Origin of the sequence: Ralstonia sp. ASV6, from assembly GCF_016429285.1 — a bacterium.
In the GTDB taxonomy this organism is placed as follows: Bacteria; Pseudomonadota; Gammaproteobacteria; order Burkholderiales; family Burkholderiaceae; genus Ralstonia; species Ralstonia flaminis.
In genome coordinates this window covers 56,548-76,523 of record NZ_JAELUI010000003.1, presented here as the reverse complement: position 1 = coordinate 76,523, position 19,976 = coordinate 56,548, and the positions used below count along the sequence as shown (strand labels likewise).

Genomic DNA, 19,976 nt, shown 5'->3' with positions numbered 1-19,976 from the left:
CTGGATTCACGGCATGGACACGGGGCGGCTTGGATGCGGAAACTCAGGCAGAAAAAAAAGCCCGGCGAGACCAGCTCGGCGGGCTTTTTCGTGTCGTGCCCGAAAGCACGACGGTGCGGCAACCTTAGGCGGCCGGCTTGTCTTCGCCTGCAGCAGCAGCGCCTTCTTCGGCAGCGGCGGACTTCTCGCCAGCCGGCACGCTGATGTTAGCCACAGCCGGGTTCTCATCGCCACCGTGAGTGAGGATGGACACGCCCTTCGGCAGCTTCAGGTCGGAGATGTGCAGAGTCTGGCCGATTTCCAGAGCGCCCAGATCCACTTCGATGAACTCCGGCAGGTCGGCCGGCAGGCACGACACTTCAACGTCGTTCAGGATGTGGTTCACGATGCCGTGGCCCAGCTTCACGCCCGGTGCGGATTCCTGGTTCAGGAAGTGCAGCGGCACCTTGACGTGGATCTTTTCCTTGGCCGACACGCGTTGGAAATCAACGTGCAGAACCAGTTGCTTGAACGGGTGCAGCTGGAAATCGCGCAGCAGCGCCTTTTCCACCTTGCCAGCCACTTCGATATCGAGGATCGACGAGTGGAAGGCTTCCTTCTTCAGCGCGTGGTACAGCGCATTGTGATCGAGTTCGATCATCTTCGGATCGGCTTCACCGCCGTAGATGATGCCCGGGGTCTTGCCGGCGTTGCGCAGGCGGCGGCTCGCACCAGTGCCCTGAACGCTACGCTCGAAAGCGACAACTTTCATGATTGCTCCAAACGAAAAAGACGACTCGCGACCAAGCCGTCTGGTGAACGGGGCGCCATATTGCGCCCCGCAGACACCACAGAAGTGCCGTCTAGTCGACGTTTTCTGCAGTAAAGCCTTGAATTATAACAGGGACCCGTATATTTGCTGAATTATTCAGCAAACAGCGACATGATCGAATCGCCGCGTACGATGCGGGTGAAGGTCTCGGCCAGCAGCGGGGCGGTCGAGAGCTGGCGAATCTTGCCGCACTTGATGGCGTCTTCGCGCAGCGGGATGGTGTCGGTCACGACCACTTCGTCGAGCGCGGAATCTGCGATGCGGGCGGCTGCGCCACCTGACAGCACCGGGTGCGTGCAGTACGAGAACACCTGCTTGGCACCACGTTCCTTGAGCACCTGCGCGGCTTTGCACAGCGTGCCGCCAGTGTCGATCATGTCGTCCATGATCACGCAGTTGCGGCCTTCGACTTCACCGATGATGTTCATCACCTCGGCCACGTTGGCCTTCGGGCGACGCTTGTCGATGATGGCGAGGTCGGTGTTGAGTTGCTTGGCGAGCGCACGGGCGCGCACCACGCCGCCAACGTCCGGCGACACGACCAGCAGGTCGCTGTAGTTTTTCTTGCGCAGGTCTTCGAGCAGAACAGGCGACGCGTAGATGTTGTCGACCGGGATATCGAAGAAGCCTTGGATTTGGTCAGCGTGGAGGTCCATCGTCAGCACGCGCTCGACGCCGGCGACTTCCAGCATGTTGGCCACGACCTTGGCCGTGATGGCCACACGCGCCGAACGCGGGCGGCGATCCTGGCGGGCATAGCCGAAGTAGGGGATGGCAGCCGTGATCCGGCGGGCGGACGCGCGCTTGAGCGCATCGACCATCACCATCAGTTCCATCAGGTTATCGTTGGTCGGGGCGCAGGTGGATTGCAGGATGAACACGTGCTTGCCGCGCACGTTCTCCTGGATCTCGACCTGAACTTCACCATCGGAGAATCGGCCGACGAGGGCCTTGCCGAGCGGGATGCCTAGGTGTTTGACGACAGCTTCGGCGAGTTTCGGGTTGGCGTTGCCGGTAAAAACCATCAAGCCTTCGCTGCTCATCGGGGCACCTGTTTTTCGACTTCAGACGCGCCGGTTGGATGAAGCACCAACCGGGCTATTGCTGGAAACATAAGGAAGAAATGGCAGGGGCGGAAGGATTCGAACCTACGCATGCCGGAATCAAAATCCGGTGCCTTAACCAGCTTGGCGACGCCCCTACACAACCGATCGGTTACTGCTTCCATTGCAGAAGCAATAACTGCAAACCTTACACAGCAAATCTTGCGAGCGGATGATGCGTCAGACCTGCCGCACATCGACCTTCCCACTCGGAAGGCACCTGATCCGCCACCGCTTGCGCATGCTCAACGTTATCGAACGGAGCAAACACGCAGGCGCCGGATCCGGTCATTCTTGCCAGAGGGCTGAACTGTCTTAGCCAGGCAAGTGCTCGGGCGATTTCGCCGTATTTCCTTTCCGCCACCGCTTGCAGATCGTTGCGACCGTAAGCGAAAACAATTTGTTGGTCAGGAAAGTCCGTAATTATGGTGAGTGGCGTGTCGCGTGTCAACCCTTCATCGGAAAAAATTGTAGGGGTGGGCACATGCACGCGCGGATGGATCACCACGAACGCCGCCGGCGGCAGCGTGACGGGCGTGAGTTCTTCACCGATGCCCTCGGCAAACGCGTTCTGGCCGAAGACGAAGAAGGGTACGTCGGCGCCGAGCTTCAGGCCCAGTGCCATCAACGTTGTGCGCGGCAGATCGAGGCCCCACAGATGGTTGAGCGCGAGCAGCGTGGTGGCCGCGTCGGACGAGCCGCCACCAATGCCGCCGCCCATCGGCAGGCGTTTTTCGATGGCGATGTCGGCGCCGTAAGTACAACCGGTTTCCGCTTGCAGCAGGCGTGCGGCGCGCATCACGAGGTCTTCATCGGCGGGCACGCCGGGCACATCGGTGGTGCGGGCGAGGCGGCCGTCTGCGCGTCGCGAGAAGTGCAGCGTGTCGGACCAGTCGATGAGCTGGAAGACCGTCTGCAGCAGGTGGTAGCCGTCGGGCCGTCGGCCGACCACATGCAGGAACAGGTTGAGCTTGGCGGGCGCGGGGCAATCACGCAGCTCGGTGGGTGCGGAGGTCATGGTGAGGCGATGACGACGTTACTGGTCCAGTACAAGCCGCACCGTGAGCGGCCCGTTGGCGCCCTGCGAACGATCAAGATCGAGCCGGCGGATGTGCGCATCGGCGGAGGTGTCGTCCGTCCAGGCGACGTAGTGCACGGTCCAGCCGTTCTGTTCGATGATTTCGGGCCGCGATTGCGCGTCGCGTGCCACGCGAGCCGGCGTGCCCGGGGCGGGGCGGGCACGCAGCCAGTCGCGCAGGCCGGATACGGGCAGCGAGAAGCCGAGTGCATCCTGCATCAGCGTGTCGACTTCGGGCGCGCGACGCGGTGGCTGGTTGGGCAATTCAAGCGTGGCGCCCTGATTGCTCTGGCTGACCACCGCCAGCGTCTGGCCCAGTGGGGACATCAACTCAAGCTGCACATCGGTGCCGCGCTCGCGCCACAGGAAGCTGCCCACCGCGCTTTGCTCCGCGTTGCCTTGCGTGTAGCGGGCAGAGAAGCGGCCCTGGTAGCGGGTGATGGTGGTGTCGTTGTCTTGTGAGTCGGCGAACAGGTCGTTGGCTGGGCGCACGCTTGCGCAGCCTGCAAATACCACACAACTGACGCCCAGCACCAATGCGCCGAGCGCGCGGGAAAACTGCAGCGTCATCAGTTCGCGCTCACGGGAACGTCGGGAATCGGCTGGCCGAAGCGGCGCAGCGTGTCGCGCAGGGTGTTGTCGTTGATGTCGAGCTTGGTGGCTTCCGTCCAGATCTTGCGCGCGTCGTCCTGCTTGCCCGATTGCCACAGCACTTCACCCAGGTGGGCACCAATCTCGGCTTGCGGCGCGGAACTCCATGCCTTGCGCAGGATGTCGGTGGCTGCCGGCAGATCGCCGCGGCGGTATTTGACCCAGCCCAGACTATCGGCGATGTAGGGATCGCCCGGGGCCAGCGAAACGGCTTTCTCCAGCAACTCCTGCGCTTCCTGCAGGCGCACGTTGCGATCCGCCAGCGAGTAACCGAGCGCGTTGTAGCCGATGGCTTGACCGGGGCGCAGGTCGATCACCTTGCGCAGCAGCGTTTCCATGTTGTCGTAGTGGCCGTCGTGCTCTTCGAGCATTGCCAGCTGGTACGTGTATTCGACGTTGTCCGGGTCGTTCGCCAAGAGTTCGTTGACGCGTGCGCGGGCACGGCCGAAGGCCTTGGCGTCCATCAGCATACCGATTTCAGCCTGGCGGATGCCATCCATCAGGGCCTGGCGGCGCGGACCATCGGGAATGTCTTCCGAATCGGCAACGAGTTCGTCGAAGGCCTGTTGGGCTTCGTCGATACGGCGCAGCTTGCCGAGCAACTGGCCGCGCTTGATGCCGGCTGCCAGCGCGGTCTGGCCGTCGGCGTCGCCGTTGGCCGAGCCGGTGATCTTGTCGACCCAGGCCAGCGCGCCGGCGTAGTCGTGCTTTTCTTCGGCGAGCTGGGCGAGGCCCTGGTAGCCGGGTTCGGGGCTCAGCGTGGGCGACTTGGCCGTTGCTGCGACGTATTCCTTCAGGTAGCGCTCGGCGGCGTCGTACTGGCGCTGTTGCAGTGTCAGCAGGCCGAGTGCCAGCGTGATGCGCGCATCGTTGGGGGCGATCTTCTTGAGTGCCTCGAATTCGCCGCGGGCCTTGTCTTGCTGATCGCGCACAAGGTACATGCGGGCGAGCGCCAGATGGCCGTCGATTGAAGCGGGCGCGGCCTTCAGGAAAGTGCGCAGGCCGGCAATGGCGGCATCAGGGTCGTCGTCGGCGCGCAGCTCAGCGGCCAGGATGGCGGCGTCTTCATAGCCGGGGCGCAGCTTGAGGGCGGTGTCCAGTTCGGCCAACGCGCCGGGCACATCCTTGGCGACGACCTTGGCGCGAGCCAGGGCCAAGTGCGTCTCGGGGCGCTGCATGTCGTGCGAGGCGATGCGCTGCAGCGCCGCTACCGCGCCGGCCGGGTCGGTGCTCTTGGACATCTGCTGCTGCAGTTGCAGGATGGCGTCGGCGCGTTGACCGGGAGAAACCTTGTTCAGCTGCGCCTGCAGCATCGGCTCGACTTCCGACCACTTGCCCGTGGCCACCAGCAGAAGCTGCTGCACCTGGCGTGCTGGCATGGAGGTCGGCGACAGTTCGACCCACAGCCGCGAGGCGGTTAGCGCCTGCGCGGGTGAGCGGGTCAGGAAGGCGATCTCGGTGGCGCGCTGGGCGAAGCGCGGGTCGCGCGTGTCTTGCGCGAGATCCAGATAGGTGCGGTATGCCGGCTCGACCAGCCCGCGCTGCAGCGAAATCTCCGACGCCAGCACGCGGTACATGATGTCCTGATCGAGTGCGATCGAAGGCAGATCGGTGCGCTCCGAATTCAGCAGGCCGCCACGCGGGCGCGAGCGCTCGAGCGTGATGGTTGGGCGGTTGCCGGTGCCGCCTTCCTGCGCTGCCTGGGCGATCAGCGGGGCTGCGGTGGTTGGGTGTGCCGCCCATGCCGGCAGACCCGCCAGCCCTCCCGCAATCAGCGAGGCGAGCAGGATCGCTCGGCTGCGCGGAAATCGCCGCGGGCGTTGCATCGCTGGCGAACGGGAGAAAGCGTGGGGCATGGTCTTGAAGCTCCGGATGGGGTTCAGGGCATTGTAGCCTGACCGCTACAATCGCCCGCATCGTAAAAAAGGTTGGAGCAGCACATGCGACGGAGGTTCGATGCCTGAGTTGCCAGAGGTGGAAGTCACCCGCCTGGGTTTGCTACCGCATATTACGGGGCGGCGTATTGTGCGCGCGGTGGTGCGCCATCACGGGCTGCGCTGGCCGGTCGATCCTGCCTTGCCAGCGTTGCTCGCCGGCCTGACCGTCACGCGCCTGTTGCGCCGTGGCAAGTATCTGCTGATCGAATGCATGCCCGACGCAGGCCACGCCGATACCGGCGGCGGCTGGCTGCTGATCCACCTCGGCATGACCGGCACGCTGCGCGTACTGGAGACCCCGGTTTCACCCGGCCCGCACGATCACGTGGACCTTGAACTCGTCGACGCAGCCGGCGTGCCGATCACGCTGCGCTATCGCGATCCGCGCCGTTTCGGCGCCGTGCTCTGGCACGCGGGCAAGGAAGTGGATGGGGCCGGCCTGCCCGACCACCCTTTGCTGCGCAACCTCGGCATCGAACCTTTCGATGCGCGTTTCGGCGGCGATTGGATGTACACCCGCACACGCGGGCGCACCGTCGCCATCAAATCGGCACTGCTGGCGGGCGATATCGTGGTCGGCGTGGGCAACATCTACTGCTCGGAAAGCCTGTTTCGGGCCGGCATCCGGCCCACCACGGCAGCCGGGCGCATCAGCCGGCCGCGCTACGCCGCGCTGGCTGAGGCCGTTCGCGCCACGCTGGCTGACGCCATCGCCCGGGGTGGCAGCACACTGCGCGATTTCGTCGGTTCGGATGGCCAGAGCGGGTATTTCCAGCTTGACGCGTTCGTGTACGACCGGGCCGGTCTGCCATGCCGCGTGTGCGGTACGCCGATCCGCCAGATTGTCCAGGGTCAGCGCTCCACGTTCTATTGCCCGACCTGCCAGCGCTGAGGCGGCTTTCGGAGCGATTTGCCCGTCATTTCGCAAGGTTTTCGAAGGGGGGTGACGGGCGGTCGATGGCATCCCGCAACACTTGGCTGTCCGGCCCAGACAAGTCGGCGGAAAGTTCTCCCGGAACCTGTCGGTTCCCTGTATCGTTCCACCTAAATTTGTGCATTTCTGTGCCGTAATGGGCGGTAACAGCAATGCCGAGGGGGCGCGTGCATTTTGCATGTCGGGGCGCGCACAAAATAAGACAGAACGATGAATAACACACTGAGCACACAGTTCGAGCAGTACGGTACCTGGCGCGCTTCGGTCCTGCAGTCGGTAGGAGAATTCCAGGACTGGCTGCAAGATCAGGAGCTGTACGACGCCCAGGCCGACATGCGCGCGCAACGCATTCGCGGCGTTCTGCGCAGCGACAAGCTCAAGGTCGCTTTCATTGCCGAGTTCTCTCGCGGCAAAAGCGAACTGATCAACGCCATTTTCTTTGCAGATTTTGGCCGCCGCATTCTGCCGTCGTCAGCGGGCCGGACCACGATGTGTCCGACCGAGCTGATGTACGACGAAAGCTACCCGCCGTCGATTCGACTGCTGCCGATCGAGACGCGTCTGCATGACGCCTCGACCGCTGACTTCCGAGATGCCGGCAGTCACTGGCTGTCGGTGCCGCTCGATCCGTCGTCGCCCGAGGGCATGCTCGAAGCGTTCCGCCACGTGGTGGAAACCGTGCGCGTGCCCAAGGAAGAGGCTGAGCAGCTCGGCCTCTTCAACGATGCCGATCCGGATGCCGCGTTCTCGGTGGATGCCGCCGGTACGGTGGAAGTGTCGAAGTGGCGCCACGCGATCATCAATTTCCCGCACCCGATGCTCAAGCAGGGTCTGGTGATCCTGGATACGCCGGGCCTGAACGCCATCGGTACTGAGCCTGAGCTGACGCTGCGCCTGATTCCGGATGCGCATGTCGTCGTGTTTGTGCTGGCGGCCGATGCCGGCGTGACCAAGAGCGATTTGGAACTGTGGCGCTCGCACGTGGGCGGTGGTCAGCGCAAGGGCTGCATCGCCGTGCTCAACAAGGTCGACGGCCTGTGGGACCCGCTCAAAACCGAGCAGGAAGTTGAGAACGAAGTCAGCCGCCAGATCATGACCACGGCGCAGGTGCTCGATATCGATGTCGAGCGCGTGTATCCGGTGTCGGCGCAGAAGGGCCTGCTGGCCAAGGTCAGCCATGACCACGAACTGCTGGCCAAGAGCCGGCTGCCGGAGCTGGAGTCGGTGCTGTCGGATCAACTGATTCCGCAGCGTCGGGAGATTGTCACCGAGCAGGTGCAGCTGGCGGTGAAGGACATGGCCGCCGGCGCGCAGCAACTGCTGCAGATGCGCCGCCGCGACATCGTCGAGCAGCTGTTCGAACTGCGCGGCCTGCGCGGCAAGAACCACACGATGGTCAAGCACATGCTGATGCGTGTGCAGGGCGAGAAGGAAGAGTTCGAGCAGAGCATCGCCAAGTTCCAGGCGCTGCGCACGGTGTTCGGCCGCCATAGCGCAGAGATCATCAAGAGCGTGCAGCTCAAGCAGATCCGCACGACCATGCGCGAAGCGCGCGAGAAGATGAAGGAGCGCGTGTTCTCGCGCGGCCTGCGCGACGACATGGACAAGCTGTTCGGTCACCTGACCGGCCTGGTGCGCGACGCCGCCAACCGCATCGACCAACTGCACCAGATGGTCGACGGCATGTACAAGAAGTTCAACGCCGAGCACGGCTTCACGCTGTCGCCGCCGCTGCGCTTCCTGGGCACGCGCTACGACGCCGATCTGAAAGAGACGCTGATGCTCGCGCACAACCACTTTGGCGCGTTCAGCTTCCTGACGCGTCCGAAGCCGCAGCTCGTGCACGGCGCGTTCTCGACGGTGGCCAGCCGCGTGCTGGATACCTTCCAGGACATGAACCGTGATATCGAGATCTGGCTGAAGTCGGTCATGACGCCGCTGGAAGCGCAGGTGCGCGATCACCAGAAGCAACTGCGCAAGCGTGTGGATTCGATCGAGCGCATCCACGAGGCCACCGATACGCTGGAAGCGCGCATCGCTGAACTTGAAGCGCTGCTCAACACGCTGGATGAGCGCAGCGGCACGATTGCCCAGTACACCGATCGCATCCTTGCGGCTGGGACGCTCCTGGAGCGGCACTCAGTCGCGGCCTGATGTGATTGTCGGCCAACGTTGCTCATGAAAAGGCGCCTGCGAGCGCCTTTTTCGTTCTGGTAGGATCGCCGCCAGCGCGCATCTTCCGTGCGCCGCTTCTTCATCACACGCATGACCGCCACCCCACGCCGCACGCGCCGACCCGCGCAACCTGCCCCCGCCTTGCCCTCGCTCCCCGACGATTTTGCCGTGCGCGTGATCGCCTGGCAGCAGCGTCATGGCCGCCATCATCTGCCGTGGCAGAACACTGGCGATGCGTATCGCACGTGGCTGTCGGAGATCATGCTGCAGCAGACGCAGGTGAGCGCCGTACTCGGCTACTACGCGCGCTTTATCGAACGTTTTCCGACCGTGCTGGCCCTGGCTGCAGCACCGGCCGACGACGTGATGGCCGCATGGGCCGGCCTGGGCTACTACACGCGTGCGCGCAATCTGCATCGCTGCGCACAGATCGTCGTGGCGGAGCATGGCGGCGTCTTCCCGCGCGACCCTGAGGTGCTGGCGTCGCTACCGGGGATTGGGCGCTCGACCGCTGCGGCCATCGCTGCGTTTTCGTATGGCGTGCGCGCGGCCATTCTCGATGGCAACGTCAAGCGCGTCTTCGCGCGGGTGTTCGGCATCGACGGCTTTCCTGGCGACAAGCGTGTCGAAGACACCATGTGGCGGATCGCCGAAGCCGTGCTGCCGCCTGCCGACGGCATTCAGCCGTACACGCAGGGGTTGATGGATATGGGGGCCACCGTCTGCACGCGTGGCAAGCCCGCGTGTCTGACAGGCGAGCGTGCGTGTCCGCTCGAATCGTTGTGCGAGGCGCGCAGCACCGACCGGGTGATGGCGTTGCCTGTGCCGCGTCCGCGCAAGGCGATTCCGGAGCGTGCCGCCACATTGGTGATCGCGTTGCATGCCGACACCGTCTTGCTGCAGCGACGTCCACAACGCGGTATCTGGGGCGGGCTGTGGTCGCTGCCGTTGGTGGGAGACATGGACGATGCGCTCGACGCGCATCCGTTGGATGCGGATACCGTGCGCCAGGCCGCGCGGGCGTACGGCACCGTCTCAGATGTGGAAGCTGCTGGTGCGCTCACGCACACCTTTACGCATTTCCGTCTGCACATGCACCTGCTGCGCGCGAACATCACCAAGCCAGCGGCGCTCGACGATGACTGGCGCTGGGTGCCGCTTGCGCAATTGAGTTCGGTGGGATTGCCCGCGCCCGTGAAATTGGCGCTGGAGACCTTGGTGCAGCCGAGCTTGGTCTAAGCCTCACCTGGCCGGTGCGGCATCAAAGAATGTGATGCTGCTTCATGTAGCGATGGACGATCTCGATGCGCATGCCGGCATCCATCAGTTCCATCAGCTTCTGCTTGGCCTTGAGCGGCACCGGCAGCAGTTCACACAGCCGGTTGGCGACCCAGCTTGGGCTGTTCCACTCGTATGGTTCGGCCATCAGCACCTGGCCGTCTTCGCGCGTGCTCAAGGTCGTGACGATGCGGCGCAGGGCGTTCACGCAATCGTCGAAAAGCTCGCCCTTGCAGTCCTGCACGTCGGCGCCGATGGGCTCCACCGTGCCGCGCATCAGGCCGTTGGCGGTGGTCTCGAATGACAGCACCTTGAAGCGCTGCGTGCCGCGCACCTTGATCATCAGCAGGCCCAGTTGCTCCATGTCGCATTCGACGATGTGGGCAATGCAGCCGACATCCACCGGCTCGGTCGGCGCATCTGCTGTGGCAACTTCATTGCCGCGCTCGATCAGGCAGACGCCGAAGGGGGTCTGGTCGCGCAGGCAGGTGCGGACCATGTCCATGTAGCGGGCTTCGAAAATACGCAGCGGGAGAAGACCGCCGGGAAACAGCACCGTGTGCAGCGGAAACAGCGGCAGTTCGGTGGGCAGCGGCGGCAGCGGCGAGAGAGCGATGTCTTCTTGCATGAACGGTTGGAGCAGACGGCGGCAAGACTTTCGCATGGCGCCGCGCAAGCCGTATCCGTGCATCCTGCCGGACCGGCTCGGCGCGCATGGCGCGCGGTTCAGCCCTCTACGGCCAATTCGCGGTGGCGCACCAACACATTACCATGCGCGCGGAAGTACGTGGCGAGCCGCTCGGCGATATACACCGAGCGATGCTGGCCCCCCGTGCAGCCGATCGCCACCGTCAGGTAGCTGCGGTTGTCGGCAATGAAACTCGGCAGCCACTTTTCGACGTACGCGCGGATGTCTTCGGCCATCGCCAGCACCATCGGCTGGCTTTGCAGGAAATCGATGACGGGTTGGTCGCGGCCGGTCAGCGGGCGCAACTGCGTGTCGTAGTAGGGATTGGGCAGCGAGCGCACGTCGAAGACGAGGTCTGCATCCGTCGGTACTCCGTGCTTGAAGCCGAACGATTCGAACATCAGCGTGATGTCGTGCGGCTCGTCACTGATGAATTCCTTGATGTACGCGCGCAGGGCGTTGGTGCGCAGCGTACTGGTATCGATGCGGTGTGCCGGGTCGGCCAGCGGGCTGAGCAGCTCGCGCTCCATCTCGATGGCTTCGATGAGCGACGTGTCGGCGCCTTTCGGTGCTTGCGGCGGTTCGGCGCTCGCATGCGCAGATGCGGGGCGACCGTTGCGGATGGAGAGTGGGTGGCGGCGGCGTGTTTCGGAGTACCGCTGCACCAGCGCATTTGTGCTGGCGGTCAGGAACAGCATGCGCACGTCGTGTTCCTTGCGCAGCGTCGTGATGGTCTCGGGCACCTTGCGCAGCGATTCGCGGCTGCGGATGTCGGTGGCAACGCCCAGGTGCGTGTAGCCCTGGTCCGCCAGATAGCGCGCCAGTTCGGGAATGAACTGCGCGGGCAGGTTGTCGACGCAGTAGTAGCCTGCGTCTTCGAGCACGTTCAGGGCGACCGATTTCCCTGAACCCGAAACACCGGTGATGAGAATGATCCGCATGCCGCGAGGATAGCATCCCTCTGTGGCAAACCAGCGACCAAACAAAAAGGCGGCCTGGGTGGCCGCCTTTCTGGCACTGCGCTAAGCCGATGCTCAGCTGCGGTTCTCAGCCCTTGAGGCAGTCGCTCTGGGCCTTCTTGTACTCATCGCCCTTCTTGCCCTTGTTGGCCTTGGAGCAGGCGGCCATTTTTTCCTGCTGGGTCATCGGGGCGGCCGCCGGGGCAGCATCGGTCTTGCCGGACAGGCAATCGCTCTGGGCCTTCTTGTAGTCGGCGCCCTTCTTACCCTTGTTGGCCTTGGAGCAGGCGGCCATCTTCTCTTGCTGCGAATTCTTGGCTGCCGGGGCGGCTGCGGTTGCGGCCGGTGCAGCAGCGGCCGGTGCGCTACCTTGGGCGAAAGCCTGGCCAGCCAGGAACGGGAGCGCCAGGGCGCAAGCGGCAATCAGTTGTTTCATCGTCGTGTTCTCCTTGGGTACCGTCAGAAGAGCGGGGCAGACAAGCCGCCGCGCTCGCGATGAACGCCGCCGCGTGCGTGCCCGGCGCATTCCCCTCCACAACGGGGCGGGGGCATGTCGGGTTGACGTTTCTCGACAAAACTAGGGTAAAACCCCTCGAATTGCGAAGCTTTGTAACGACTTTGTTAAAGCAACCGGCCCTGGGGCGAGTGTGACGCCGCTTCGGCCTGCATGGCAGCGCGCTGGCGGTCCATGAAGTCGCGCAGCGTGTCGATGCCGCGCAGGCGCAGGATGGTGTTACGCACGGCAGCCTCGACCAGCACGGCCAAGTTGCGGCCGGCCGCCACCTGGATCTTCACCATGTGGATCGGCAAGCCGAGCACGTCGAGGTACTGAGAATCCAACGGCAGGCGTTCGAACTCGCCGTCGTTGCGGCGCACAAGCTGCACGATCAGCTTGATCTTCATTTTTCGGCGCACGGCCGTCTCACCGAAGATCGTCTTGATGTCGAGCAGGCCCAGGCCGCGCACTTCCAGCAGGTTCTGCAGCAGCGGCGGGCAGCGGCCTTCGATGAAATCCGGCCCCAGACGCACGAAGTCGACCGCATCGTCGGCCACCAGGCCATGGCCGCGCGAGATCAGCTCCAGGCCGAGTTCGCTCTTGCCCAGCCCCGAATCGCCCATGATGAGCACGCCCATGCCGAGGATGTCGAGAAACACCCCGTGCATCGTCACACGTGGTGCCGAGATGCGCGACAGGTACAGACGCAGGTGGTCAATGACGGCCGCCGACGAAATCGGCGAGGTGAACAGCGGCGTGGATGAACGCGTGCAACGCAGTTCCAGATCGGGCGGGGGATCCACGCCGTCAGCCACCACCAGGAAGGGCGGTTCCAGCAGGATCAGCTCACCCATCTGGCGCTTGCGGTTTTCTTCCGACAAGCGCTGGTAGTAGGTGATCTCGGGCTTGCCGAGCACCTGAATGCGGTTCGGGTGGATGAGGTTCAAGTGCCCAACCAAGTCCGCCGCCGAGGTGGCCTCCTTGGCGAAATCCACATCGAACGCGCGGTCCGCGCCTTCCAGGCCAGCGACCCACGACAGCTTCAGGTCAGCTGCGTTGTCGTCGAAGATCGATTGGGCGGTGACGCCGGTCAGTTCCATAGCAGGGCGCGGTGATGCCGCTGGGCGGTGCGCATTCGCAATCGGTTGCGTTGCTGCGCCGATTGCGCCGCGCTCAGGGCCGCCAGTCGGTCAGTAGCTGGTGAATCGCCTCGGGCGACGGCTGGGTGGCGAGGCCTTCGCGCATGTCGCGATCGGACAGCAGCTGGGCAATTTCGGAGAGGATCTCCAGATGCTGCTGGGTGGCCTGTTCCGGCACCAGCAGGAAGATCAGCAGCGAGACGGGCTTGCCGTCGGGCGACTCGAACGGCACCGGCTCGGCCAGGCGCATGAATGCTGCCAGGGGTTGCTTGAGCCCCTTGATGCGGCCGTGCGGGATGGCTACGCCGGCACCCAGCCCAGTGGAGCCGAGCGATTCGCGCGCGAACAGGTTGTCAGTGACGACCGCGCGGGCGACGCCGTGGTTGTTTTCGAACAGCAGACCGGCCTGTTCAAAGACCCGCTTTTTGCTGGTTACGCTGACGTCGAGGGCAATATTCCCGGGCGGCAGCAGTTTGGCCAAGCGATTCATGTGCAATGCGTGAAATGAGCGGCGTCCTTCTGCACCAAAGTGGCGCGGACAATCGGGTCATTATAGACCACGTGCCGCGCGGCTTTGTGCGACGCACCAGCGGTGTGCCGCGCAGGCAGAAGGCGAATCCCCCAAGGCTGCGGATCAGTCGGTGCAGGCAAATGGCGCCTGAGCATCGACCCTGTTGTTGCCAGCATGGCGGCAAAACCCACGCCACGCCCGGCATTCATACTTTCGTCAGATTTTAGCCCGACTTAATTCGGATGCAATCGGATTCGTCGGGAATGCACCACGGCATAAAAAAACCGCGCCATCTGAGGGCGCGGTCTTTTGCGGTGCGGATTGCTATTGCTGCATCTGCACGGCCTGGAAGGCCTGGTGCTTCACGCTGTCGCGATCGTGCCCTTGCACACGATCCTTGTACTTGATGACCTGCCTGTCCAGCTTGTCGACCAAGAGGTCGATGGCCGCATAAAGATCTTCATGGTGTGACTCGACGAAGACGTCCTTACCTTTGAGGTGCAGGTTGATTTCCGCGTACTGGCGACGGTCCTTCTCCTTGTGGTTATCGACCGATAGCAACACGCTGACGCCAATCACCTGATCGAAGTGCCTGATCACACGCTCCAGTTTCGTTTCCACGTATTCACGCAACGGTGGCGTGATGTCCAGGTGGTGTCCACTGAGTTTGAAGTTCATAGCGGTTCTCCTTCTCACGGATGGGCCGCACCGGAATTGCCCGCGATGCGGCTACAAAGACTTGCGCAGATTCACTGCAGGGATCTTGAGGGCTTCGCGGTATTTGGCCACCGTCCGACGGGCCACCACGAATCCTTGTTCGCCTAACAGCTCGGCAATTCTGCTATCGGACAGAGGATTCTTCGGGTCTTCGGCTCCTACAAGTTGCTTGATGAGCGCGCGTATCGCAGTGGATGACGCGGCCCCGCCGGTTTCCGTCGATACATGGCTGCCGAAGAAGTACTTCAGCTCAAACGTCCCCATGGGCGTTGCCATGTACTTGTTTGTCGTCACACGGGAGATCGTGGACTCGTGTAGGCCCAGCGTATCAGCTATTTCCCGCAAAACCAAGGGGCGCATGGCGATTTCGCCGTGCGTGAAAAAGCTCTTTTGACGTTCGACAATGGCTTGCGAGACACGCAGGATCGTGTCGAAGCGCTGCTGAATGTTCTTGATCAGCCAACGAGCTTCCTGCAGCTTCTGCTGCAGATTGGCGGCGCCGGTTTCACCACGGCTGCTGCGCAGAATCTGCGCATACATGTCGTTGATGCGCAGGCGTGGCATGACGTCCGGATTCAGTTGCGCCATCCAGCCAGCATTGGTCTTGCGAACGACAACATCGGGTACCACGAAGTCGGCTTCTGCGCGGCCGAATGCGTGTCCTGGGAATGGCGCCAGCGAGCGAATCAGTTCATGCGCTGCCTTCAGCGCGGGCTCATCGACGGACAGTGCCTTCTTCAGTCGTGTGTAGTCGCGCGCAGCGAGCAGTTCGAGATGCTGGTTGACGATGATGAGCGCGAGCGCCTTCGCTGGTGAGTCGAGCCGATGCAATTGCAGTGATAGGCACTCGGCTGCCGAGCGCGCACCGATGCCCGGCGGGTCGAAGCTCTGCAGCATGCGCAACGCGGCTTGCAGTTCATCGATTTCGACTTCGAGCTCCGCGGGCAGGTCACCAAGAATCTCGTCGAGCGTGGCTGAGAGATAGCCCTCATCGTCGAGCGATTCGATCAGGAAGATGACGAGACCCCTGTCACGCATCGACAGCTTGAGCGGCGCGAGCTGCTCCATGAGGAATTCGCGCAGGCTTTGTTCGGCTTCGCGCAACTGCAGCGGGGCGCGATCGTCTTCATCGGATTGCGGCTTGCGGGCGAAGTCGTCGAGGCTCCAGTCAGAGCGGTCGGAGCCGTAATCGCTGTCGAAATCGGCGCCGTTGTCGTGGCCGTCGTAGCTGTTGTCCGGGGCGTCGGAGTTGTCTGCGCCGTTGGGCGAAGGCGGCGGTGATTCGGTGGGTAGCGGCGTAGCGCTGTTGTTTTGCAGCGCGTTGACGGAGCCGTCCGAGCCGATGCGCGCGGAGGTGTCGAGCCACTCGTTTTCCCGCTCCAGCAGCGGGTTTTCGGTCAGGGCCTGTTCAACTTCCTGCTGCAGTTCGATGGTCGACAATTGCAGCAACCGGATGGACTGCTGCAGCTGCGGCGTGAGCGCAAGATGCTGAGAGAGACGGAGCTGGAGCGACTGTTTCATGCGGGCTATTCTATGCCCAACAGTCAGTCGATGGAACGGATTTTGCTTTAAGGTGCGGGTTTGCCACGTCCTTACGACGTAAGCGCCGTGCGAGGCTTACATCCGGAAGTTGTCGCCCAGATAGACCTTGCGCACATCCTCGTTTTCGATGATCTGCTCGGGCATGCCGGCGGCGAGCACCGTGCCTTCGCTGATGATGTAGGCGTGATCGCAGATGCCCAGGGTTTCGCGCACGTTATGATCGGTGATCAGCACGCCGATGTTGCGGTCTTTCAAGAAGCTGACGATGCGCTGGATTTCGCCCACGGCGATCGGGTCCACACCGGCAAACGGTTCATCGAGCAGGATGAAGCGCGGCGACGAGGCCAGTGCCCGGGCAATTTCCACGCGGCGACGCTCACCGCCCGAGAGCGACAGTGCGGGGTTGTCGCGCAGGTGGGCGATCTGCAGATCGTCGAGCAGGCCGTCGAGGCGGCGGTTGACCTCGTCTTGCGAGAGCTTCTTGCCATCCTGCTCCTGCAGCTCGAGCACGGCGCGGATGTTCTCCTGCACGTTGAGCTTGCGGAACACCGAGGCTTCCTGCGGCAGGTACGACAGGCCCATGCGCGCGCGCTGGTGGATCGGCAGGCGGCTGATGTGCTCGCCGTCGAGCACGATGTCACCGGCGTCCAGCGCCACGAGGCCCACGATCATGTAGAACGACGTGGTCTTGCCCGCGCCGTTGGGGCCGAGCAGGCCGACCACTTCACCGCTCTTCACATCGAGCGATACGTCCTTGACCACCGTGCGCGTGCCGTAACGCTTCTTCAGATGGCGTACGACCAGCGTGCTGGAGGTCGTGGCCTGCGGAGCGGCGGTCTTGGGGGCGAGGGTAGTTGCGGACATAGGCGAAACGAAAAGACAGGCGTGCGGATCAGGGCTTGGCGGCAGGCGCGGGCGTACCCGGTGCGCCCGGTGTGCTGGTGCGCGGCGCGAGAACGGCGCGAACGCGGCCCGACGGGTTGGCGGCGGTTGTGTTCTCCGGGCCGCCCGAGGCTGTGTAGAACTCCTTCTGGCCGTCGTACGTGATGACGGCGCCGCGGATCTCGTCGAGCTGCGTGGCGCCCTGCAGGCGTTCCATGCGGGCGCGCGTGATCAGCTTGGAGATCTCTTGCTTGCCGTCGTATTCGATGCGTTCGCCCCAGCCCTGGATGTATTCGTCGACGTTGTCGCGCTTCTGGCGCATGAACGCCAGATTGCCCGGCTTGGAGGTGGCGATGGCGTAGTTGTAGCCTTCCGGATCGGTACGCAGATCGGCCTCGTCAGAGCGCAGCACCATGGTGCCCTTGGTCAGCACGACGTTGCCGGTCAGGTGGTAGACCTGCTTCAGGTCGTCATAGCTGGCGTTGTCGGCTTCGAGCACCAGCGGCTTGTCGCGGTCGGCGCGCTCGGCATGCGCGGGCAGGGCCGGGAGCAGCAACATGGCAACGGCTTGGGCGATGACAAGGCCGGCGGCACGGAGGGAGTCGGTCATGGAAATCAATTCAGAGAAGAGCGCGGTCGATGGGCGTGGTCAGGGGCGGGGTGAGCGCAGTTTACTGTCTACTGCTTCGGCGTCCCCAGCCCTTCGATCCGGCCGCGCACATTGCCCAGCAATTGTACTTGGCGCGTCACGTTGTTGAAGGTGAGGCCGTTGGCGTTCATGACCGACGGCCCGCGGTGCAGTTCGACCGGCTTGTCGGTGCGCACGATGTCGTCGTTGAGCAGCACCTGGAAGTAGGTCGAATCGGCGGTCATCAGCGGGTCCTGGCGCGGGTCAGGGCCTTGTGCGCGGACGACCTTGGCATTGTTGTACAGATCGATGATGGTGCCTTCGCCGTTCATCTTGCCGAGGTCAGCGCGGGCGGTCACCTGCGGGCGGTCGGGTGCGTATACGCGCAGCGCCGGGAAGGTGACGTTGTAAGTCAGGTCGTCCTCATAGTGGTTCATGTGGACGCCGGTGAAGCGGTATTTGGTCACGCCTTTCTCGTCCAGCGCGGTGGCCGAGACGCCGTCCATCATGTAATCGGCCACGTGGCGCTTGGGCTGGTTGGCGGCTTCGTCGGTTTGCGGGGTGTTGACCTGCACCAGCAGGAACGTGACACCGCAGACGACCGCCATCAGCAGGATCGGCAGCCCGCGCAGCATGATCTGCAGCACGGTGGAGACGAGGCGTTGGGAGCGTTCGCTGGCCATGGGGTCAGAAAGTTTGCGGGGCCTGCAGTGGGGTTGGCAGCATTTGGGCGAGCAGGTTGTCGTAGGCGCCCTGGGCCTTGAGGATCAGGTCAGCCACTTCACGCACGGCGCCGCGGCCGCCAGTCGCCTGGGCGACATAGTGGGCGCGGTTGCGCAGTTCGATGTGGGCCTGGGCGGGGCAGGCGGCAAAGCCCACCCGCGCCATCACCGGCAGGTCGGGCCAGTCGTCGCCCATGTAGCCGGCATCCTGCGGTTGCAGTTCAGTGGCAGTCAGCAGGTGGGCAAACGCCTCGCGCTTATCGGCTACGCCTTGGTACAGATGTTCGATGCCGAGTTCCCCGGCGCGCCAGGCCACGATCTCGGATTGCCGGCCGGTGATGATGGCCGGCGTGATGCCCGCCTGGGCCAGTAGCTTGATACCGTGGCCGTCGAGCGTGTCGAAGGCCTTGCTGATCTCGCCCTCGGGGCCGACCAGCAGGCAGCCGTCGGTCAGCACGCCATCCACATCGAAAATCATCAGGCGCACGCGCGCGGCGCGTTCCATCGCTTGTGGAAAGCATGCGTCGATGTTGCTGTGGACGGGGGATTCAGCCGGGGTGGACATCAGCGAAGTGTCAGGCTCAGATGACCTTGGCGCGCGTCAGATCGTGGATGTGCAGGGCGCCCACCAGCATGCCGGCGGCATCGACCACCAATAGCTGGTTGATGCGGTGCGTTTCCATGACTTCAACGGCCTCGACGGCAAGCTGGTCCGGGCCGATCGAGCGCGGGTTGCGGTGCATGACCTCGGCCATCGGTACGGTACGCCAGTCGCGTGGGGTTTCCAGTAGGCGGCGCAGGTCGCCATCGGTGAAGACGCCCACGGCGTGGCCGTCGGCGTCGACCACGGCGGTCATCGCCATGCCCTTGCGGGTGATTTCCATCAGCGCCTGCGACAGCGGCGTGTCTTCCAGCACGCGCGGCACGGCATCGCCGGCGCGCATGACGTCACGCACGTGTGTGAGCAGCTTGCGGCCGAGCGAGCCGCCCGGGTGCGAGCGGGCGAAGTCTTCCGCGCCAAAGCCGCGTGCATCGAGCACGGCCACGGCCAGCGCATCACCCAGCGCGATCTGGGCGGTGGTGCTGGCCGTCGGCGCCAGGTTCAGCGGGCAGGCCTCGACGTCGACGTGCGAATTGAGCACCACATCGGCATGCTTGCCGAGGGAGGATTCCGGGTTGCCCGTGACGGCGATCAGCTTGGCGCCCAACCGCTTGATGAGCGGCAGGATGGCGTTCAGCTCCGATACCTCGCCGGAGTTGGAAAAGCCGATGAAGACGTCGTCACGCGTGACCATGCCGAGGTCGCCATGGCTGGCTTCTGCCGGGTGCACGAAAAAGGCGGGCGTGCCGGTCGAGGCCAGCGTGGCTGCGATCTTGCGCGCAATGTGACCGGACTTGCCCATGCCCGAGACGACCACGCGCCCCGTGCAGCCGAGCACCATCTCGACCGCGCGGGCAAAGTCGGCGGACACTTGGGATTTGAGACCGAGTACGGCTTGCGCTTCGATGTCGAAGGTTTGCTGCGCCAGCGCAAGCGCTCGATCTGGGTTGAAATTCGCTATCATGGCGGCGAAGTATAACAACGATTGACACTGGTCTCGGCCGCTTGCCGCGCTTTGGGCCTGGGCTTGCGGGGAGTTGCGGAGCGTGCGGGCGCTCCGGTTTGCTGCGCCGCGGCATTCAGCTTTCAAACCACTTTTCTTCCCGTCGCCACGCCGTCATTTT

Annotated in this window: 20 protein-coding genes and 1 tRNA gene; 3 read left to right on the top strand and 18 right to left on the bottom strand. The window is 63.7% G+C overall.

What is annotated here, in order from left to right; genetic code table 11:
* Positions 1-124 precede the first annotated feature (124 nt).
* From JHD73_RS01160 to JHD73_RS01135, 6 genes are all read right to left on the bottom strand, one after another.
* Positions 125-751, bottom strand: a complete 627-nt coding sequence (locus JHD73_RS01160; protein ID WP_199026806.1) for a 50S ribosomal protein L25/general stress protein Ctc — start codon at positions 749-751, stop codon at positions 125-127.
* A gap of 152 nt (positions 752-903) precedes the next feature.
* A complete protein-coding gene (locus tag JHD73_RS01155; RefSeq protein WP_021196389.1) occupies positions 904-1,854 on the bottom strand; it encodes a ribose-phosphate pyrophosphokinase in 951 nt (316 codons plus the stop codon).
* Positions 1,855-1,935: 81 nt separating this feature from the next.
* Positions 1,936-2,012, bottom strand: a tRNA-Gln gene (locus JHD73_RS01150).
* Between the two features lie 50 nt (positions 2,013-2,062).
* A complete protein-coding gene (gene ispE, locus JHD73_RS01145) occupies positions 2,063-2,932 on the bottom strand; it encodes a 4-(cytidine 5'-diphospho)-2-C-methyl-D-erythritol kinase (RefSeq protein WP_199026802.1) in 870 nt (289 codons plus the stop codon).
* Between the two features lie 18 nt (positions 2,933-2,950).
* Positions 2,951-3,562 (bottom strand): lipoprotein insertase outer membrane protein LolB, encoded by a 612-nt coding sequence (lolB, locus tag JHD73_RS01140; RefSeq protein ID WP_199026799.1) that lies wholly within the window; start codon positions 3,560-3,562, stop codon positions 2,951-2,953.
* On the bottom strand, positions 3,562-5,499 hold the full coding sequence (locus tag JHD73_RS01135) for a tetratricopeptide repeat protein (RefSeq protein ID WP_199026797.1): 1,938 nt from the start codon (positions 5,497-5,499) through the stop codon (positions 3,562-3,564). Before JHD73_RS01135 ends, lolB begins: the two co-directional genes overlap by 1 nt.
* 100 nt (positions 5,500-5,599) lie before the next feature.
* On the opposite strand from JHD73_RS01135, the gene mutM reads away from it, so the two are divergent.
* The 3 genes from mutM to mutY all read left to right on the top strand — a co-directional run bounded on the left by mutM (position 5,600) and on the right by mutY (position 9,928).
* Positions 5,600-6,472 (top strand): bifunctional DNA-formamidopyrimidine glycosylase/DNA-(apurinic or apyrimidinic site) lyase, encoded by an 873-nt coding sequence (mutM, locus tag JHD73_RS01130; RefSeq protein WP_199026794.1) that lies wholly within the window; start codon positions 5,600-5,602, stop codon positions 6,470-6,472.
* A 252-nt stretch (positions 6,473-6,724) separates the two neighbouring features.
* Positions 6,725-8,668 (top strand): dynamin-like GTPase family protein, encoded by a 1,944-nt coding sequence (locus JHD73_RS01125; protein WP_199026791.1) that lies wholly within the window; start codon positions 6,725-6,727, stop codon positions 8,666-8,668.
* A 111-nt stretch (positions 8,669-8,779) separates the two neighbouring features.
* On the top strand, positions 8,780-9,928 hold the full coding sequence (gene mutY / locus JHD73_RS01120) for an A/G-specific adenine glycosylase (protein WP_199026787.1): 1,149 nt from the start codon (positions 8,780-8,782) through the stop codon (positions 9,926-9,928).
* A gap of 22 nt (positions 9,929-9,950) precedes the next feature.
* Here mutY and JHD73_RS01115 read toward each other — a convergent pair whose 3' ends face one another.
* The 12 genes from JHD73_RS01115 to JHD73_RS01060 all read right to left on the bottom strand — a co-directional run bounded on the left by JHD73_RS01115 (position 9,951) and on the right by JHD73_RS01060 (position 19,816).
* Positions 9,951-10,595 carry an LON peptidase substrate-binding domain-containing protein gene (locus JHD73_RS01115; RefSeq protein ID WP_199026784.1) on the bottom strand — a complete coding sequence of 215 codons (645 nt, stop codon included), beginning with the start codon at positions 10,593-10,595 and terminating at the stop codon, positions 9,951-9,953.
* A gap of 98 nt (positions 10,596-10,693) precedes the next feature.
* Positions 10,694-11,596: an RNase adapter RapZ gene (gene rapZ, locus JHD73_RS01110; protein ID WP_199026781.1), complete on the bottom strand. Its 903-nt coding sequence runs from the start codon at positions 11,594-11,596 to the stop codon at positions 10,694-10,696.
* 106 nt (positions 11,597-11,702) lie between these two features.
* Positions 11,703-12,050, bottom strand: coding sequence for a PsiF family protein (locus JHD73_RS01105; RefSeq protein ID WP_199026778.1), 348 nt, complete (start codon positions 12,048-12,050; stop codon positions 11,703-11,705).
* Between the two features lie 185 nt (positions 12,051-12,235).
* Positions 12,236-13,210: an HPr(Ser) kinase/phosphatase gene (hprK, locus tag JHD73_RS01100; RefSeq protein ID WP_021196399.1), complete on the bottom strand. Its 975-nt coding sequence runs from the start codon at positions 13,208-13,210 to the stop codon at positions 12,236-12,238.
* A gap of 73 nt (positions 13,211-13,283) precedes the next feature.
* Complete coding sequence (ptsN, locus tag JHD73_RS01095) at positions 13,284-13,739, bottom strand: PTS IIA-like nitrogen regulatory protein PtsN (RefSeq protein ID WP_199026775.1); 456 nt, start codon at positions 13,737-13,739, stop codon at positions 13,284-13,286.
* A 345-nt stretch (positions 13,740-14,084) separates the two neighbouring features.
* Positions 14,085-14,438: a ribosome-associated translation inhibitor RaiA gene (gene raiA / locus JHD73_RS01090; RefSeq protein WP_199026772.1), complete on the bottom strand. Its 354-nt coding sequence runs from the start codon at positions 14,436-14,438 to the stop codon at positions 14,085-14,087.
* A gap of 51 nt (positions 14,439-14,489) precedes the next feature.
* Positions 14,490-15,998: an RNA polymerase factor sigma-54 gene (locus JHD73_RS01085; RefSeq protein WP_199026770.1), complete on the bottom strand. Its 1,509-nt coding sequence runs from the start codon at positions 15,996-15,998 to the stop codon at positions 14,490-14,492.
* 96 nt (positions 15,999-16,094) lie between these two features.
* Positions 16,095-16,883, bottom strand: coding sequence for an LPS export ABC transporter ATP-binding protein (gene lptB / locus JHD73_RS01080; protein ID WP_199026767.1), 789 nt, complete (start codon positions 16,881-16,883; stop codon positions 16,095-16,097).
* A gap of 28 nt (positions 16,884-16,911) precedes the next feature.
* The gene (gene lptA / locus JHD73_RS01075; RefSeq protein ID WP_199026764.1) at positions 16,912-17,511 is read right to left on the bottom strand and encodes a lipopolysaccharide transport periplasmic protein LptA; all 600 of its coding nucleotides are present in this window, start codon (positions 17,509-17,511) and stop codon (positions 16,912-16,914) included.
* A 68-nt stretch (positions 17,512-17,579) separates the two neighbouring features.
* Positions 17,580-18,212, bottom strand: coding sequence for an LPS export ABC transporter periplasmic protein LptC (lptC, locus tag JHD73_RS01070; protein ID WP_199026761.1), 633 nt, complete (start codon positions 18,210-18,212; stop codon positions 17,580-17,582).
* 4 nt (positions 18,213-18,216) lie between these two features.
* Positions 18,217-18,816, bottom strand: coding sequence for an HAD family hydrolase (locus JHD73_RS01065; protein ID WP_199026759.1), 600 nt, complete (start codon positions 18,814-18,816; stop codon positions 18,217-18,219).
* 16 nt (positions 18,817-18,832) lie between these two features.
* The gene (locus JHD73_RS01060) at positions 18,833-19,816 is read right to left on the bottom strand and encodes an SIS domain-containing protein (RefSeq protein WP_199026757.1); all 984 of its coding nucleotides are present in this window, start codon (positions 19,814-19,816) and stop codon (positions 18,833-18,835) included.
* Positions 19,817-19,976 lie beyond the last annotated feature (160 nt).

What these genes read in the sequence shown, in the direction of transcription:
- JHD73_RS01160 (WP_199026806.1), bottom strand. Translation starts at nt 751, where the DNA reads ATGAAAGTTGTCGCTTTCGAGCGTAGCGTTCAGGGCACTGGTGCGAGC.
- JHD73_RS01155 (WP_021196389.1), bottom strand. Translation starts at nt 1,854, where the DNA reads ATGAGCAGCGAAGGCTTGATGGTTTTTACCGGCAACGCCAACCCGAAA.
- ispE (WP_199026802.1), bottom strand. Translation starts at nt 2,932, where the DNA reads ATGACCTCCGCACCCACCGAGCTGCGTGATTGCCCCGCGCCCGCCAAG.
- lolB (WP_199026799.1), bottom strand. Translation starts at nt 3,562, where the DNA reads ATGACGCTGCAGTTTTCCCGCGCGCTCGGCGCATTGGTGCTGGGCGTC.
- JHD73_RS01135 (WP_199026797.1), bottom strand. Translation starts at nt 5,499, where the DNA reads ATGCCCCACGCTTTCTCCCGTTCGCCAGCGATGCAACGCCCGCGGCGA.
- mutM (WP_199026794.1), top strand. Translation starts at nt 5,600, where the DNA reads ATGCCTGAGTTGCCAGAGGTGGAAGTCACCCGCCTGGGTTTGCTACCG.
- JHD73_RS01125 (WP_199026791.1), top strand. Translation starts at nt 6,725, where the DNA reads ATGAATAACACACTGAGCACACAGTTCGAGCAGTACGGTACCTGGCGC.
- mutY (WP_199026787.1), top strand. Translation starts at nt 8,780, where the DNA reads ATGACCGCCACCCCACGCCGCACGCGCCGACCCGCGCAACCTGCCCCC.
- JHD73_RS01115 (WP_199026784.1), bottom strand. Translation starts at nt 10,595, where the DNA reads ATGCAAGAAGACATCGCTCTCTCGCCGCTGCCGCCGCTGCCCACCGAA.
- rapZ (WP_199026781.1), bottom strand. Translation starts at nt 11,596, where the DNA reads ATGCGGATCATTCTCATCACCGGTGTTTCGGGTTCAGGGAAATCGGTC.
- JHD73_RS01105 (WP_199026778.1), bottom strand. Translation starts at nt 12,050, where the DNA reads ATGAAACAACTGATTGCCGCTTGCGCCCTGGCGCTCCCGTTCCTGGCT.
- hprK (WP_021196399.1), bottom strand. Translation starts at nt 13,210, where the DNA reads ATGGAACTGACCGGCGTCACCGCCCAATCGATCTTCGACGACAACGCA.
- ptsN (WP_199026775.1), bottom strand. Translation starts at nt 13,739, where the DNA reads ATGAATCGCTTGGCCAAACTGCTGCCGCCCGGGAATATTGCCCTCGAC.
- raiA (WP_199026772.1), bottom strand. Translation starts at nt 14,438, where the DNA reads ATGAACTTCAAACTCAGTGGACACCACCTGGACATCACGCCACCGTTG.
- JHD73_RS01085 (WP_199026770.1), bottom strand. Translation starts at nt 15,998, where the DNA reads ATGAAACAGTCGCTCCAGCTCCGTCTCTCTCAGCATCTTGCGCTCACG.
- lptB (WP_199026767.1), bottom strand. Translation starts at nt 16,883, where the DNA reads ATGTCCGCAACTACCCTCGCCCCCAAGACCGCCGCTCCGCAGGCCACG.
- lptA (WP_199026764.1), bottom strand. Translation starts at nt 17,511, where the DNA reads ATGACCGACTCCCTCCGTGCCGCCGGCCTTGTCATCGCCCAAGCCGTT.
- lptC (WP_199026761.1), bottom strand. Translation starts at nt 18,212, where the DNA reads ATGGCCAGCGAACGCTCCCAACGCCTCGTCTCCACCGTGCTGCAGATC.
- JHD73_RS01065 (WP_199026759.1), bottom strand. Translation starts at nt 18,816, where the DNA reads ATGTCCACCCCGGCTGAATCCCCCGTCCACAGCAACATCGACGCATGC.
- JHD73_RS01060 (WP_199026757.1), bottom strand. Translation starts at nt 19,816, where the DNA reads ATGATAGCGAATTTCAACCCAGATCGAGCGCTTGCGCTGGCGCAGCAA.